The 15983-nt window shown below is 54.8% G+C and carries 12 protein-coding genes; 2 read left to right on the top strand and 10 right to left on the bottom strand.

Annotated elements, in window-relative coordinates; all coding sequences use genetic code 11:
• Window positions 1–68 precede the first annotated feature (68 nt).
• The 9 genes from hmeg3_RS24185 to hmeg3_RS24225 all read right to left on the bottom strand — a co-directional run bounded on the left by hmeg3_RS24185 (window position 69) and on the right by hmeg3_RS24225 (window position 11728).
• Entirely contained in the window at window positions 69–854 is a 786-nt protein-coding gene (locus tag hmeg3_RS24185; protein ID WP_198361750.1) for a TSUP family transporter, read from the bottom strand.
• 209 nt (window positions 855–1063) lie between these two features.
• The gene (locus hmeg3_RS24190) at window positions 1064–3067 is read right to left on the bottom strand and encodes a UvrD-helicase domain-containing protein (protein WP_094565986.1); all 2004 of its coding nucleotides are present in this window, start codon (window positions 3065–3067) and stop codon (window positions 1064–1066) included.
• 165 nt (window positions 3068–3232) lie between these two features.
• Window positions 3233–4213: a branched-chain amino acid ABC transporter permease gene (locus hmeg3_RS24195; RefSeq protein WP_094565987.1), complete on the bottom strand. Its 981-nt coding sequence runs from the start codon at window positions 4211–4213 to the stop codon at window positions 3233–3235.
• Between the two features lie 33 nt (window positions 4214–4246).
• Window positions 4247–5131: a branched-chain amino acid ABC transporter permease gene (locus hmeg3_RS24200; RefSeq protein ID WP_094565988.1), complete on the bottom strand. Its 885-nt coding sequence runs from the start codon at window positions 5129–5131 to the stop codon at window positions 4247–4249.
• Between the two features lie 160 nt (window positions 5132–5291).
• Entirely contained in the window at window positions 5292–6509 is a 1218-nt protein-coding gene (locus hmeg3_RS24205) for an ABC transporter substrate-binding protein (protein ID WP_094565989.1), read from the bottom strand.
• Between the two features lie 244 nt (window positions 6510–6753).
• On the bottom strand, window positions 6754–7518 hold the full coding sequence (locus tag hmeg3_RS24210; protein WP_232511797.1) for an ABC transporter ATP-binding protein: 765 nt from the start codon (window positions 7516–7518) through the stop codon (window positions 6754–6756).
• Entirely contained in the window at window positions 7518–8288 is a 771-nt protein-coding gene (locus hmeg3_RS24215) for an ABC transporter ATP-binding protein (protein ID WP_094565990.1), read from the bottom strand. The genes hmeg3_RS24210 and hmeg3_RS24215 overlap by 1 nt, the downstream gene beginning before the upstream one ends.
• A 229-nt stretch (window positions 8289–8517) precedes the next feature.
• Entirely contained in the window at window positions 8518–10146 is a 1629-nt protein-coding gene (locus hmeg3_RS24220; protein WP_094565991.1) for a GMC family oxidoreductase, read from the bottom strand.
• A gap of 64 nt (window positions 10147–10210) precedes the next feature.
• Window positions 10211–11728, bottom strand: a complete 1518-nt coding sequence (locus hmeg3_RS24225) for a CoA-acylating methylmalonate-semialdehyde dehydrogenase (RefSeq protein ID WP_094565992.1) — start codon at window positions 11726–11728, stop codon at window positions 10211–10213.
• A 202-nt stretch (window positions 11729–11930) separates the two neighbouring features.
• On the opposite strand from hmeg3_RS24225, the gene hmeg3_RS24230 reads away from it, so the two are divergent.
• Both hmeg3_RS24230 and hmeg3_RS24235 read left to right on the top strand, forming a co-directional pair.
• Complete coding sequence (locus tag hmeg3_RS24230; RefSeq protein WP_094565993.1) at window positions 11931–12812, top strand: LysR family transcriptional regulator; 882 nt, start codon at window positions 11931–11933, stop codon at window positions 12810–12812.
• Between the two features lie 440 nt (window positions 12813–13252).
• Window positions 13253–13561, top strand: coding sequence for a 2Fe-2S iron-sulfur cluster-binding protein (locus tag hmeg3_RS24235; RefSeq protein WP_094565994.1), 309 nt, complete (start codon window positions 13253–13255; stop codon window positions 13559–13561).
• A 370-nt stretch (window positions 13562–13931) separates the two neighbouring features.
• Here hmeg3_RS24235 and hmeg3_RS24240 read toward each other — a convergent pair whose 3' ends face one another.
• Entirely contained in the window at window positions 13932–15968 is a 2037-nt protein-coding gene (locus hmeg3_RS24240; protein ID WP_094565995.1) for an AsmA family protein, read from the bottom strand.
• Window positions 15969–15983: the final 15 nt, after the last annotated feature.

A 15983-nucleotide genomic window follows, 5' to 3' on the forward strand; every position in this document is an offset into this window, starting at 1 on the left:
CCTTTTCACCGCTTGATATCTCCCTGCGATTGTTTCACGTGAAACAATCGCAGAAATTTATTCTGGATTTATTTTAAAAACGCGTCATACCCTGTCTTCAAAATCAGCGCACTCACCACGAACAAGAAAAGTTTGCGGACAAAGCCGCTGCCATGTTTCATCGCCAGCCGGGTACCAACCAAAGAACCGCCGATATTGAACACAGCCATTAACAGACCCAACTGCCAGATCACATGACCACTGTAGGAGAACCAAACCAGTGCCGCCAGATTGGTGGCGATGTTGACCACCTTCGACACCGCCGATGCGCGCAGGAAGTCATAGCCAAAGATACGTACGAACAGAAATACAAAGAAGCTGCCGGTACCCGGCCCGAACAGACCGTCGTAGAACCCTACTCCGGCGCCAACCAGAATGGCGTAGAGTTTTTCCTTGCCTCCAGACAACAACGGCGTATGGTGTTGGCCGAAGTCTTTCTTCTTCAGGGTATAGATCGCCACTGCCAGCAGCACAAAAGGCAAAGCCTTGCGCATCAAGTCCGTCGGCACGTGCGTGACCAGATAGGCGCCAATGAAGGACAAGGCAAATGCAGCCAGGGCTGCAGGCGCCGCGGCCGCCCAATGGATACGAACCTTGCGGGCAAAATTGATCGCTGCCGCACTGGTGCCCATGACGCCGGCCACCTTGTTGGTGCCGAGCAGCGTCGCCGGCGCGACATTGGGAAAGACAGAGAATAGCGTCGGGATCAGGACCAAGCCGCCGCCACCGACCACCGCATCCACCAGGCCGGCCACGAATGCGCCGATGCAAAGAATGACATAATTGGAAAAGAGACCAGGCAAGAAGTCAGACATGACGGCCTGTCTGCGCTGAGAGTGAGCGCGGGAAAAACAACAGCATCGGAGGCTTTCGCTAAAACGGGGGATGGGAACAGCTTGTCGGTTCGGCCCCGGCATTTACCGCAAAGCGAGCGGCGGTACTGTCAGAGCGACAAGCATTTTACTCCTGTGAAGCACGCTTCTCCAGACCTATAACATGCCCAACCGCTGCAAGGCAGAAGCCTTTACTTGCGCACGCGATTCATCAAAACACTGCGTTGCTCCGCGTGTTCATCGTCGGGTTCAAACAAGGACAGACTGGAGATGGCGCGGGTCATGGCGACATAAAAATGGCGCACCTCTTCAGCGATATCGCGCAGCCGTGGAAATTCATGCTGCTGCAGATATGGCACCAACACATGTGGCCACTGCCGCCCTTTCGCCGCCTGGATGGTCGTCAGCGTCAATTGCCGGCGTGACTGAATTGCGCTTCGATTCTTGCTGACCTTTTGCTGGCGGCGATGCAGCTCAGCGAGGAAGTCAGCCGCATTCATCTCCGGGTGGCGTGATGCAAAAGCGATGAAGGTCTGGATCGACTTGGCCGCCGACGTTGCCCGGCTGCGATTGATGAAGGCCCGGCTGGTGGCGTCGACCAATGACAGATGGCGATTGGCGAAGTTGAGCAACTCCGCGGCCGAGTTCTCCTTGTTCAGCTTCTGTAATTCTTCCACGACATCCGTGAAGCGCTGCTTCCAGCGCAGCACCATGTCGTCGTCCGTATCGCGCGGCTTACAGAGTACGGCTTCAAAAAAATCCTTGAGCGCGTTCGGCTGCTCGGCAATCATCCGTTGCGCTTCTTCGAACCAGGTGCCTTCGGCGAAGTAACCGCGTTCCCAGTTTTCGGACGACTCCCCCACCGGCAGATACAGGGAGAATCCCATGACCATGCGCTTGATGCTTTCCTTGTCGCCTTGCAGTGTCGCGAACGAATTGCTCGCCATGTGCAGTAAGCCGCGCAGCATCAGAATTTCGGGACGGTGGAGGTAAGACTCGATGTCGTCGCAGTAGTACGGAATGTTCTGATCGAGCAGCAGGTTTTCGATCTCGATAGTCTGATCCGGCTCACGCACGATGATCGCAATATCGGAGTAGCGCGTGTCCGCCCTCGCCTTCACCAGGGCTTGCACCTGCTGCGTCACCTTCGCGGCGCAATCGCCGGATTGCGTCGGGTCGTAGGTCAGTCGCTTGATTTCGGTATACAGATCTTCATGCGAGGCACACTTGCGTGTGGTCAGCCGCTGCGCCAGCTTGGACAGCGAGGTCCCGAAACGATAGGACTTCCCCAGCGGCAGATACTGTGCATTCGGGAAGGCCATCTCAAAACCGGCAGTCGAATAAACGATATCCGCGCCACGCGCAGAGTTGATAATTTGATAACGATCGCCGACCGCCACCAATTTATTTCCCCTTAGCAACAATTGAAGCAGCCGGAATTCAGCCGCATTGATATCGTGCCATTCATCGATCAGAAACAAGCTTTTGACCGGAAGGATCTCCAGCGCGGACGGATGGCTGCTCAGCAACTCAACCAGATCCGGCACCAGATCGGCGGCGCTGCGCCATTTGTATTCACCGGGATAGGTTTGCCGTTGCCGTTCATAAGCGATGCCGATTTCGACTGCTTCGATCTGGGTGCCGAACTGTGTCGCCAGCTGATCCAGATCGTCGTAATCAAGCTCTTCATCATGGAAGCGATGCGAGGCCAGACTCGCCTTGAGGCGGTATAGCAGCGAGAACATTTCCTCGGCATTGGCACTGTTTTTTTCGAAGGAAAAATCGAAACCGTTGTCGGCCCGCCCCGCTCTGCCTTCATAGCGTGCCAATACACTGTTGGCTGCCGCTACCAGATGCGGGCGCAGTTCTTCATCCGAGGAATAATAGCGCGTCCGCTCCAGGGCCAATGCCTCACCCAGCTGGGCGAGGCACTCGCGCGCGTAGGCTTCCACGGTATTCAGCGGCACCGGTCTGGTGACGCCCTCTTCGTACAGTTTTTCGCGGAAGCGCTTGTTTGCCCCTTCCGAAAAACACAGGCATTGAATCTGATGCGCACCGAGCCCTCTTGTCAGCGCCTGCTTCACCAGCATCGCCAGCGTCGTGGTTTTACCCGAGCCGGCAACCGCCTCGATCATGACGATCTGGGCGTGGCACTTCAAAATCTCTATCTGCTCGTCGGTCTGGGGCACTGCCATTCAATTCTCCGGAATACATTTGCTGCATGATTGCGCGTGGCGACACTGTACAAGCAAACCGGCCGGCGTGAAATGAAAACTGCCGCCGGACAGTCTGAACTGTGCGGCGGCAGTGATTACAACGGTGATTGCAGTTAACCTGACCGGCGAGCCGGCCTGAGTAACTTAGTGTGATGCAGTCGGCGAACGCTTGCCCATCAGATTCAGGATTTCGCCAACGATGCCGCGGCGGAATGCCAGCACGCAGACGATGAAGATGAAGCCGGTCACGATGGTCACCGAATCGCCAAGGGTATTGAACCATTCGATATGCGTCACGCCGGCGAGCCAGTTACCGATATCGCCGAGCTTGTTTTCCAGCATGATGATGATCACGGCGCCAACGATAGGACCAATGATGGTGCCCAGGCCGCCAACCAGCGTCATCAGCACGACCAGGCCGGACATGCTCCAGTGCACGTCGGTCAACGTTTCGAAGCCCAGCACCAGCGCCTTGGTCGAGCCGGCCAGACCGGTCAGCGCAGCCGACAGCACGAAGGCCAGCAGCTTGTAGCGGTCCACGTCATAGCCCAGCGAGATGGCGCGCGGTTCGTTTTCCTTGATCGCCTTCAGCACCTGGCCGAACGGCGAGCTGATGGTGCGTACGATCAGTGCGAAACCGGCAATCGCGATCGCCAGCACGACGTAGTACAAGGTCATGTCGCTCGACAGATCGATCAGGCCCAGCAGCTTGCCGCGCGGGATGCCTTGCAGACCGTCTTCACCACCGGTGAACGGTGCCTGCAGCGCAACGAAGTACAACATCTGCGCCAGCGCCAGCGTGATCATGGTGAAGTAGATGCCCTGACGGCGAATCGCCAGCAAGCCCATCACCAGACCGATTAATGCACCGGTGGCAGTGCCGAGGATCAGGCCGATTTCCGTCGGCACGCCCCAGGACTTGATCGCCTGGCCGGCAACATAACCGGCGCCGCCGAAGAAGGCTGCATGGCCGAAGGACAGCAAGCCGGTGTAACCGATCAGCAGATTGAAGGCGCAGGCAAACAAGGCAAAGCACAGCATCTTCATCAGGAACACCGGATACAGACCGAACGGCGCGCCCAGTGCCAGGATCAGCAACACAGCATAAAAGAGTTTCTTGCTCATTGGATTATTCATCGCATTAGTCATGTCGTCGCCTTATTTCTCTTTACCGAACAGACCGGCAGGACGAATCATCAGGACGATGGCCATGATGATGAACACAACGGTTGCCGACAATTCAGGATAGAACACGCGGGTCAGGCCTTCGATCACGCCCAGGCCCAGACCGGTGACGATGGAGCCGAGGATGGAACCCATGCCGCCGATCACCACCACCGCGAAGACCACGATGATCAGATTGGAACCCATCAGCGGCGACACCTGGATCACCGGTGCAGCCAGCACGCCGGCAAACGCCGCCAATGCCACGCCGAAGCCGTAGGTCAGAGTAACCATCAGCGGCACATTGATGCCGAAGGCTTCCACCAGCTTTGGATTCTCTGTACCGGCACGCAGGTATGCGCCCAGACGCGTCTTCTCGATCACGAACCAGGTCGAGAAACACACCACCACAGACGCCAGAACGACCCAGGCGCGATAATTCGGCAGCACCATGAAGCCGAGGTTGGTTGCGCCTTGCAACGCGTCAGGGACCGAATACGGCTGTCCCGACACGCCGTAGATCGAACGGAAGATGCCTTCGACCATCAGCGTGATACCGAACGTCAGCAACAGACCGTACAGGTGATCCAGCTTGTAGAGCCAGCGCAGCATGGTCTTTTCAATGATGATACCGAACAGGCCCACGATCAGCGGCGCCAGAATCAGCATCAGCCAGTAATTGATCCCGAAGTAGGTCAGCCCGATCCATGCAGCAAAGGCGCCGAGCATGTACAAGGTGCCGTGTGCAAAGTTGATCACGTTGAGCAGGCCGAAAATGACCGCCAGTCCCAGCGACAGCATCGCATAGAACGAGCCGTTCACAAGGCCCAGCAGCAGCTGGCTCAACAAGGCTTGCAGGGGTATGCCGAATAATTCCATAGAAACTCATTCATTCTGATTGACCGGACGCTGTCTGGACGCACCATGCGTTTTCAACTTATGCCCGGCTTATCAAGTGCAACGTGGGCAATATGAAAAATCTGTCATTCCCGATTGAACAGAAATGACAGATCTCAAATTGCGTTTATTTATTGAAGACTTATTTCCAGGCAGAGCACTTGGACTCAGCCTTGGTGGTCCATGCCTGTTCGCCAGGAATGGTTTGCACCAGCTTGTAGTAGTCCCATGGGTACTTGGATTCGGCCGGTGTCTTGACCTGGTACAAGTACATATCGTGAACCACGCGGCCGTCGGCGCGCAGATAGCCGTTCTTCTGGAAGACGTCGTTGAACTTGGTCTTGCGCAGTTGCGCCATGACCTTGTCCGAATCATCCGTACCGGCAGCCTTCACCGCTTGCAGGTATTGCAGCGCGGCGGAGTAGTCGGCGGCTTGCAGGCTCGAAGGCATCTTCTTTTGCTTTTCGAAGTAGCGCTTGGCGAACTTGCGGGTCTCGTCGTTGGTATCCCAGTACCAGCTGTCGGTCAGGTACATGCCTTGGGTCAGCTTCGGCGTCAGCGAGTGCACGTCGTTGATGAACACCAGCAGACCGGCCAGCTTGGCAGTCTTGGTGATACCGAATTCGTTGGCCGCCTTCACCGAATTGATGAAGTCGCCGCCGGCGTTTGCCAGGCCGATGATCTGTGCCTTGGAAGTCTGCGCTTGCAGCAGGAAGGACGAGAAGTCGGACGCGCCCAGCGGATGCTTGACCGAACCCACGACGGTGCCGCCCGATGCCTTGACGACGTTGCTGGTGTCGCTTTCCAGCGAGTGACCGAACGCGTAGTCGGCGGTCAGGAAGAACCAGCTCTTGCCGCCTTGCTTGACGACTGCAGAGCCTGTGCCCTTGGCCAGTGCGACGGTGTCGTAAGCATAGTGAACGGTGTAAGGCGAGCATTCTTCATTGGTCAGGCGAGCCGAACCGGCACCGTTTTCAATGAAGACCTTTTTCTTTTCGTTGGCAACTTTCGCCATCGCCAGCGCCGTGCCGGAATTGGTGCCGCCGATCAGAACGTCGACGCCCTGTTGGTCGAACCATTCGCGTGATTTGCTGGCGGCAACGTCAGCCTTGTTCTGGTGATCGGCAACGACCAGTTCGATCTTCTTGCCGTTGATAGTTCCGCCCATGTCGGCGATAGCGAATTTGATCGCTTCTGCACCGCCCTGGCCGTCGATGTCCGAATAGACGCCGGAAATATCGGTGATGAAACCGATCTTGATCACGTCGCCGGAGATCTGCGCCGAAGCCGGCGCCGATGCTGCCAAAGCGAACGCTGCTGCCGCAGTCGATACGGCGAGTGACATTGTCTTCAATTTCATTTCCATCTCCTTTGTTATAACGTTCGCTTGCTACCTGAAATTGTTGCTGAAGCTATTGCGTAAGTATTGTGTCGCCTATTGCACCAGCGCCACTGACTACGTGACTACCCTTTGCACCGATGGAACTCATGGTGCATTCTTTTTATGACTTGCTGATTAATGTGACTCTTTAAGCCGACTCTTCAGAATCCGTGTTGCAGCGACATGAAGCCGGAATTGTCCGAACTACCCGAACTATCCGAACTTAAACGCCCAGCAATTCGTTGAGCTTCTGCGTCTTCGATTGCAATTCTGCAGCCGCAAACGACTCAACGATCTGACCGTGTTCCATCACATAGAAACGGTCGGCCAACGGCGCCGCAAAACGGAAATTCTGTTCCACCATCACGATCGTGTAGCCCTTGGCCTTGAGCATCAGGATCATGCGCGCAAGTGCTTGCACGATGACCGGCGCCAGGCCTTCGGAAATCTCGTCGAGCAACAGCAGGCGTGCACCGGTACGCAGGATGCGCGCCACTGCCAGCATTTGCTGTTCGCCGCCGGACAAGCGTGTGCCCTGGCTGTTGCGGCGCTCTTTCAGATTGGGGAACATGTCGTAGATCTCTTCGATCGACATGCCTTTGTCGGTCTTCGACACGAATGGCGGCAGCATCAGGTTTTCTTCCGCCGACAACGACGAAAAGATACCGCGCTCTTCCGGGCAATAACCCACACCCTGATGCGCGATCTTGTAGGTCGGCATGGCGATGGTTTCATTGCCGTTGATCTTGATCGAACCCTTGCGCGCCCCGACCAGCCCCATGATGGAACGCAAAGTCGTCGTGCGGCCGGCGCCGTTGCGGCCCAGCAGCGTGACCACTTCACCCTTGTTCACGGTCAGGTTGACGTTGTGCAGGATGTGCGATTCGCCATACCAGGCTTGCAGATCGGAAATCGCCAGCGCAGGTGTGCCGCTGCCGGTATTGCCCGTAGATGCCACACCGCCTTGTTGCATGGTTGCCGTGTTCATCAGTGAGCTCCTTCCAGCGCGCCCGACGTCGTGCCCATGTAGGCTTCCATCACTTGCGGGTTCTTCGATACCTGGTCATACGTGCCTTCGGCCAGCACTGCACCGCGTTGCAACACGCTGATGCGGTCGCAAATGCCGGAGATCACGTTCATATTGTGTTCGACCATCAGAATGGTGCGGCCGGCCGAGACCTTCTTGATCAGCGCAGTCACGCGATCGACGTCTTCGTGGCCCATACCCTGAGTCGGCTCATCGAGCAGCATCAGTTCCGGTTCCATCGCCAGGGTCGTCGCGATCTCCAGCGCACGCTTGCGGCCATAGGGCAAATCGACGGTAATGGTGTCGGCAAAGCTGGTCAGGTCGACTTCGTCGAGCAAGACCATGGCGCGATCATTGAGTTGCTTCAGGCTGTCGCCGTTCTTCCAGAAATGGAAGGAAGTACCCAAAGTGCGTTGCAAACCGATGCGCACGTTTTCCATCACGCTCAGGTGAGGAAACACGGCAGAAATTTGGAAGGAACGAATGATGCCCTGGCGTGCAATCTGCGCCGGCGCATCCATCGTGATGTCCTTGCCATTGAACAGGATCTGGCCCGAAGTCGGCACCAGGAATTTGGTCAGCAAATTGAAGCACGTCGTCTTGCCGGCACCATTCGGGCCGATCAGCGCATGGATGTGCCCGCGCTGGACTTGCAGATTGACTTTGCTGACTGCTGTAAAACCCTTGAATTCCTTCGTCAGGTTTTTTGTCTCCAGAATGACATCTGTCATAGTGTCTCTTCTCATTCTTCCCGTGAATACCATGCGTATTTAGAACAGCATGGCCGCCTAGTAAGTTACGCGACGCTTCTGACATCGGCAACTACTCTTTTTAGGGCCTGAATACCTGTCTTCAGGCCTTGTGCGAGAGTCTTATTTTTTTAATATCTGGCGCATAGTAGCCGAGTCGTACCATTACTACAATACGTATAAGTACCGTATCGGGCAAAGCCGGAACTATTTAATTTTTGCGAGCTTTTCTGATCAGTTCTGCTGTCTTTTCAGCAATCATCACCGTGGGAGAATTGGTATTGCCGGACGTGATCGTAGGCATCACGGAAGCGTCTACCACGCGCAGTCCGGCGACGCCGCGCACGCGTAATTCGCTGTCGACCACGGCCAGTGCATCATCTGCGCGCCCCATCTTGCAGGTGCCGACCGGATGGAAGATGGTTGTGCCGATTTCGCCGGCGGCTTTGTATAACTCTTCCTCAGACTGGTATTCCACCCCGGGCTTGCATTCATCAGGTTGATACTTTCGCAATGCCGGCGCTGCGGCAATCTTGCGCGTGAGTTTGAGCGAATCCGCCGCGACCTTGCGGTCTTGCTCCGTACTGAGGTAATTCAAAGTGATCTTGGGCGCCAATGCGCCGTCGCCGGAACCCAGGCGAATATGTCCGCGCGAGGTCGGCCGCAGATTGCAAACACTCGCCGTAAATGCCGGGAATGGATGCAGCGGATCGCCGAACTTTTCCAGCGACAGAGGCTGCACGTGATATTCGAGATTGGCGCTGGCTTGTGATGCATCGGATTTCGCGAACACACCCAGCTGCGACGGCGCCATCGACATCGGCCCGCTCTGGAACAAGGCGTATTCCATACCGATCTTCATTTTGCCGAACCAGTTGTTGGCCATCATGTTGAGCGTCTTCACGCCCTTGACCTTGAACGCGGTGCGGATCTGCAAATGATCCTGCAGGTTCTCGCCGACACCGGCCAATTCTTTAACCACGGGAATCTGATGCTGCTGCAGCAAGTTCGCCGGACCGATGCCCGACAACTGCAAGATGTGTGGCGAGCCGACCGCGCCGGCAGCCAGGATGGTTTCACATGCTGATTCGGCATACCACTCCTTGCCGCCGCCAGTGAATTCAACGCCGACGCAGACCGGCCCATTTTCAGCTTGTTCGATGCGTAGCCGTTTGACGTGTGAACCGGTCATGATTTCCAGATTACCGCTTTTCATTGCCGGTTTCAAAAATGCCTTGGAAGCATTCCAGCGTATGCCACGCTTTTGATTCACATCGAAGTAAGAGCTGCCTTCGTTGTCGCCACGGTTGAAGTCATCGATTTTGGGAATGCCGACTTCCGCCGCCGCATCGCGGAAAGCATCGAGGATTTCCCACGACAGACGCTGCTTTTCCACGCGCCACTCGCCACCTGCCCCGTGAAACTGATCGCCGCCTCTATAGTGATCTTCGCTCTTCTTGAACAACGGCAGCACCTGATCCCAGCGCCAGCTGTCGTCGCCGGTCAGCTGCGCCCACTCGTTGTAGTCGCGTTCCTGACCGCGCATGTAAATCATGCCGTTGATCGATGAGCAACCGCCCAGCACTTTACCGCGCGGATAAATCAGACTGCGGCCATTGAGACCGACATCTGCTTCCGTGCGATACAGCCAATCGGTGCGTGGATTGTTGATGCAATACAGATAGCCGACCGGAATATGAATCCACAGGTAATCATCCTTGGCGCCCGCCTCGATCAGCAGCACCTTCACGCCGCGATCCTGGCTGAGCCGGTTGGCCAGTACGCAACCAGCCGTGCCGCCGCCAACGATGATGTAATCGTATTTACCTGCTGACTCCATGCTTCTGTCTCCGTCGTTTTTATTGATACTTTTATCGGCTATCTTGATCGAGAATGCGATGAAATTACTTCGCCACCGGCATCGTAAATTCCGCGCCCTTACCGATAGTAGCCGACCAGCGCTGCATGATTGATTTATATCGTGTGTAGAACTTGATGCCCTCTTCGCCATAAGCATGGGTATCGCCAAACAGCGAACGCTTCCAACCGCCAAACGAATGCCATGCCATCGGCACCGGAATCGGTACATTGATGCCGACCATGCCGACCTGGATGCGGCGCGAAAATTCATGCGCAGTATTGCCGTCTGCAGTGAACAGCGATACGCCGTTGCCGTATTCATGGGCATTGATCAAGCGCACCGCTTCAGCAAAGTCAGGCACACGCACCACACACAACACCGGTCCGAAAATTTCTTCCTTGTAGATCTTCATGTCCGGCGTGACGTTGTCGAACAAGGTGCCGCCGACAAAGAAACCATTTCCATGACCCGGCACGCTGATGCCGCGGCCGTCCACCAGCAACTTGGCGCCGGCCTTCACGCCGTCGTCGATATAGCCTTCCACCTTGGCTTTGTGCGCTGCAGTCACCAGCGGGCCCATTTCAGCATCGGCTTCCATGCCGTTCTTGATCTTCAATGCCTTCACGCGCGGGATCAATGCCTCGATCAGCTTGTCAGCCACGCTGCCGACTGCCACCGCCACCGAAATCGCCATGCAACGTTCACCGGCAGAACCATAAGCCGCGCCGATCAGTGCATCGACCGCTTGTTCCAGATTGGCATCCGGCATCACCACCAGATGGTTCTTGGCGCCGCCCAGGGCTTGTGCGCGCAATGGATAAGTACCGGCACGCTTGGTGGCTTCGCTATAGATGTATTCCGCAATCGGTGTTGAACCGACGAACGAAATCGCCTGCACTTCCGGATGCTGCAGCAGCGCATCGACCGCAACCTTGTCACCCTGAACGACGTTGAACACGCCATCCGGCAAACCGGCACGCTTGAACAGATCCGCCAGCATCAGCGACGGCGACGGATCGCGTTCGGACGGCTTGAGGATAAAGCTGTTACCGGTCGCAATCGCCAGTGGCGCCATCCACAGCGGCACCATCACTGGAAAATTGAACGGCGTAATACCGGCAGTCACACCCAGCGGCTGACGCAGATTCCAATTGTCGATGCCGCCACCGATGTTGTCGGTGAACTGAGTCTTCAGCAACTGCGGCACACCACAGGCAAATTCAACGATTTCCAGACCACGCGTCACTTCCCCCTTGGCATCGGAAAACACTTTGCCATGTTCACGTGTAATCGCGGCAGCCAGATCGTCATGATGCTGCTCGATCAACTCCTTGAACTTGAACAGCACGCGTGCGCGCTTCAGCGGGGCCGTCTCGGCCCAGGCTGGCGCGGCGGCGCTGGCGGCGGCGACGGCAGCATTGACTTCGGCTGTCGATGCCAGCACCACCTTGGCCGATACCTCGCCGGTTGCCGGGTTAAAGACGTCTTGTAGACGGCCGCTTTCGGACGGGGTGATACGGCCGTTGATGTAATGCTGAATGGTCGATGGTGCGGCAGTCATAAGTATCCCTTTGGTGATCAATGAATATTTCGGTATGGAGATTGCTGAAATTGGCCTATTTACTTGTTTTTGGAAGAATATAGGCTCGAATGAAATGAATCCAATCAGTTATTATCAACAGCAATATAAAATTAACTGATAATTAAAAAATAATTAAAAATCAACGAAGTCAGCAGATAAGTAATTTTAATGAAACATAGACATGGATTTCACACAATTACGCGCTTTTATCGCCGTTGCCCGTGAAGGTAATCTGACCCGCGCGGCTGAAACCCTCCACGTCACGCAACCCGCGGTCAGCCTGCAAATCAAACTGCTGCAGGAAAGACTCGATCTGACGCTGTTCACACGCACCAGCGCCGGCATGAAACTCACCAATGAAGGCAGCAAACTCCTCCCGGTCGCGGAACGGGTTTTGCACACCCTGCAAGAATTCCATCAACATGCCAATGCCTTGCATACCAGCGCAGGCAATCTGACCGGCACCTTGGCCATCGGCACCATCCTCGATCCGGAATTCATCCGTCTCGGCGCTTTCCTCAAGCTGTTGGTGGAGCGTTATCCCCAACTATCCACACGTCTTCAACACCATATGTCGGGATCAGTGCTTCAGCAAGTCAAAGCTGGCGAGCTGGATGTCGGCTTTTTCCTCGGCTCTCCGGGCAAAGGCTTCCACAGCCTGACGTTGACGCACTTTACTTACAACGTCATTGCACCGGCAGGTTGGAAAAGCCGGGTGGCGGGCAAAGGATGGAAAGAGTTGGCGCAGCTCCCCTGGATCTGGACGCCACCGGAGTCTGCGCATCACCGTCTGCTAAACCGGGTTTTTTCTCAGTACAAGCTCACACCCAATGCTGTCGCCCTGGTCGATCAGGAATCTTCCATGCTGGATCTGGTGAAATCGGGTGTTGGCCTGTCGCTCGCACGTGAGTCGATTGCCCTGAGCCAAGCGCATGCCCATGGTTTGGTGATTGCTGATGCAGTCGATCTGTCGACAGAGCTTTCCTTTATTTCTCTTGAGAAACGTAAGAATGAACCCGCAATCAGTGCCGTGTTTGCCATGTTGCAGGATGTCTGGTCTTGAAGATGTTGTCCTGAAGGAATTTTTTGAGGTTTTTCGGAAAATGACGTGATTTGGTTTTTAAATTAATAGGTTATATATATAAATAGTAGTAGTAGTTAACAGCGACACTTTTCTGTGGATAACCCGGTAAACCGAAATCAAATCAGCGGTTTACGAAATTCATAACCGCTTGGCAAGTCTTGTATGGCAAAAGAACAAATGTTGGATAGAAAATAGACATGTGAAGAACTGTTGACCTATCCCCATTTCGCACAAGAGATATGCAGAGACTTATCCACAGGTGAGCTTGAAAATGGTCTGAAAGTCGCTTTTTCAGATCGAATTTCCTGATTGACCTGGTGATTGATGCTGAAATGGCTCCATTTTCATCACGGCGCCCTCGTTTCCTCGTGAACGACCTCCAAGACGTCGCCACAGCAAAAACAAACCAATTGATGCCCATGGACGAGCAACACCCAAAAAATGCCTACAAGGTGCTCATCGAGCCCTCAGGATTGGAATTTATCGCGAAGCCGGCTTTGTCTTTGCTCACCTCAGCACAACATGCGCACATCCGCATGCCGAGTTCTTGCCGTAATGGAACATGCCGGACTTGTCTGTGTTTGTTGAAAAGCGGGCAAATCAGCTATCAGATAGATTGGCCTGGACTCACCCGCGAAGAAAAAGCCGAGGGCTACCTGTTGCCTTGCGTCGCCGTTGCAGAATCCGACCTGGTATTGGATGTGCCTGATGCGATTTCGTTGAAATGATGGGTAGAGCGGTTTCCGAGGATCCGAATCGATTTTTCTTTTTCGATTTTTTTAGGCTTTCGATCGGGAAAGAAGAGAAAAAAGGTTTTCTGGTTTTTATATAGATGTTTATATATATAAATAGTAGTAGTAGTTAACAGGGCCTCTTTTCTGTGGATAACCCGGTAAACCAAAATCGAATCAAGCGTTTACGAAAATGATAAACGCTTGGCAACACGTGTATGAGCAAAGAATAGTTGTTGGATAGATTTTGGCGCTGTGAAAAAGTCTCGCACTATCCCCAAACCGCGCAAGACTTATTCACAAACTTATCCACAGATCGCTTTGTCGAACCGGTTTTAAGAAATCGATCGTCGACAAAACTCTGGAATCACTTGGCGGCCTGTACCGGCTTGCCTTTGTAAGTTTTTCCAGGCGGCGGCGCGGTAGGCTTTTTCTGGACTTCCTGCAGCAGATTGGCGCAATCGGTTTGTTGTTCTCCACTGATGTTGATCAAGGGAAGAATGGCGGCAACCGGTGCGACCACACCCAGTAATATCGCTCCGCCGGCCTTCAGCGCCAGCACACCTTTGTCTACGCTGATGTTCGGATCTTTGAACGGGCCGGTCACGAACAACGGCGACCGCAAGGAAATAATCCGTAAGCCCTTGCTGCGTGGATTGATGGTCAGATTAAGTTGCTCCTGAGCCAGATTGACGTCGCCGGTGATGTTAATGATCGCGTCCTCGGTATCCAGCGTAAAGGTGCGTGCCTGCATCAAGCCGTTGGTCACAGCGAAATCGCTGGCCATACAATTGAGCTTCACCTGTTTATCGCCGAACAGTTTGGACACCACCACGTTACCGATATTGAGTCCCATCTCTTCCAGCAGCAGTTTGCTGATGGCACCGTGATTGATCAGTGTCTTCAGCTCCCCGTTGGACGAACCCAGCATGGCAGCGACTGAATTACCGGTTGCACTCAATGCCGCATCGCCGTTGATCTCACCAAAGCTGGTTTGTGCTGCATCCAGATTAGGGAACAGCTGTTGAATCTTGATGCGTCTTGCCGACAGCTTGAGTTCCGACTTCATCTTTGGCGCGCTGCCGTCGAGCTTGATGTTGGATGTCAGATTGCCGGCCGCAATGCCAAAGTTCAACGGCGTCAGCTGCAGCACTTTGTTATTCAGGTGCAGATCCGCGCGGATGTCGGTGATCGGCAGATCCTTTTCCTTCACCACTTTGTGTGCTGTGAGTTTGACATCGGCATCCAGTGCATCCCAGGCGTCAGTATTGAATTCCTTGACCGGTAATACCTTATTCGATGGCTGGCGTTCTTCCGCGCCACGCTCGGCCTTCTTGGCGTTGGAATCGGCGCCAATCAATGGCGCAAGATCTTCAAACTGCAAGAGATTGGAAACGATCTCTCCCTTGAGCAGCGGCCGTGGTTGTTTCGATTGATATTCCAGCGTACCGCCGATATCGCTGGAGCCGACCTTGCCGTTGAATTTTTCGTAAATCCAGTCGCTCTGTTTCGGATCCAGTTTGCCGATCAGATGACCGGAAGTCGAAAACGGCGGCGTCTCCGGTAGTAGCACGCCGGTCAGCGGAAACAGATGCGCCATGCTGTCGCCCGACAGATTCAGCTGCAAATCGAGAGCTGCAAGTTCTTGCGGTTTGGTCAGTGTGCCTTTGACGGCGATGTGGGTTTTGCCGACACGGACATCGGCCTCCAGAGGATACGGTTTGCTTTCATCTTGCAGCGACAACACGCCGCCGGCCTTACCTTCACCGCGGATGTCCGCTTTGTTGAAACTGCCTTTGACGGTCCAGCCGATGCCGTAGATTTTTTCCTTGTCGGGATCGAGTGTGTCGATATCGGCCTTCGCGTTGATCTTCTGGATGGCGTCATCGAGCTGCACGCTGCCTTTGCGAATCACGATTTTTTCAGGGCGGAATTCCCAGCTCGACGGGCCATCCGATTTGAAGGTCCAGTTATTGACCGCGTCCTTGTTGCGCAGCAGAGCAACTTGCGGCGTGTCTGCGTCGAGCGAAGGCAAGACGATCTTGTGTTGCAGCAGTGGCCATGGATTGAGTGTCACGTTCAGCTGTCTGATCGCGACCATATTGGAGTTGGCCGGCGCCCAGTCCGGATTGCCGAGCACGATGTCTGCCGCACTCACGTGTGGCCACGGAATCCATCTGGCCCAACTGGTTTGCTGTGATTCGGGTTGTTGCCATTTGACGATCAGGTCGCCTTGAATGGCGAAGTGGCGACCTGTTGCATCGCTGACGCGCTGGTTGATCCAGGGACGTGCCCGGTTCCAGTCAAAGTTGATGATCAGGACGATCAACAAAATGACGAGTGTCAGAAAACCCGCGAGACTAAGCCCGACTGTTTTTGCAATTATTCTTGATGTTCGTGGCATAAATCATCCTAAAGA

This window comes from Herbaspirillum sp. meg3, assembly GCF_002257565.1.
In the GTDB taxonomy this organism is placed as follows: Bacteria; Pseudomonadota; Gammaproteobacteria; order Burkholderiales; family Burkholderiaceae_D; genus Herbaspirillum.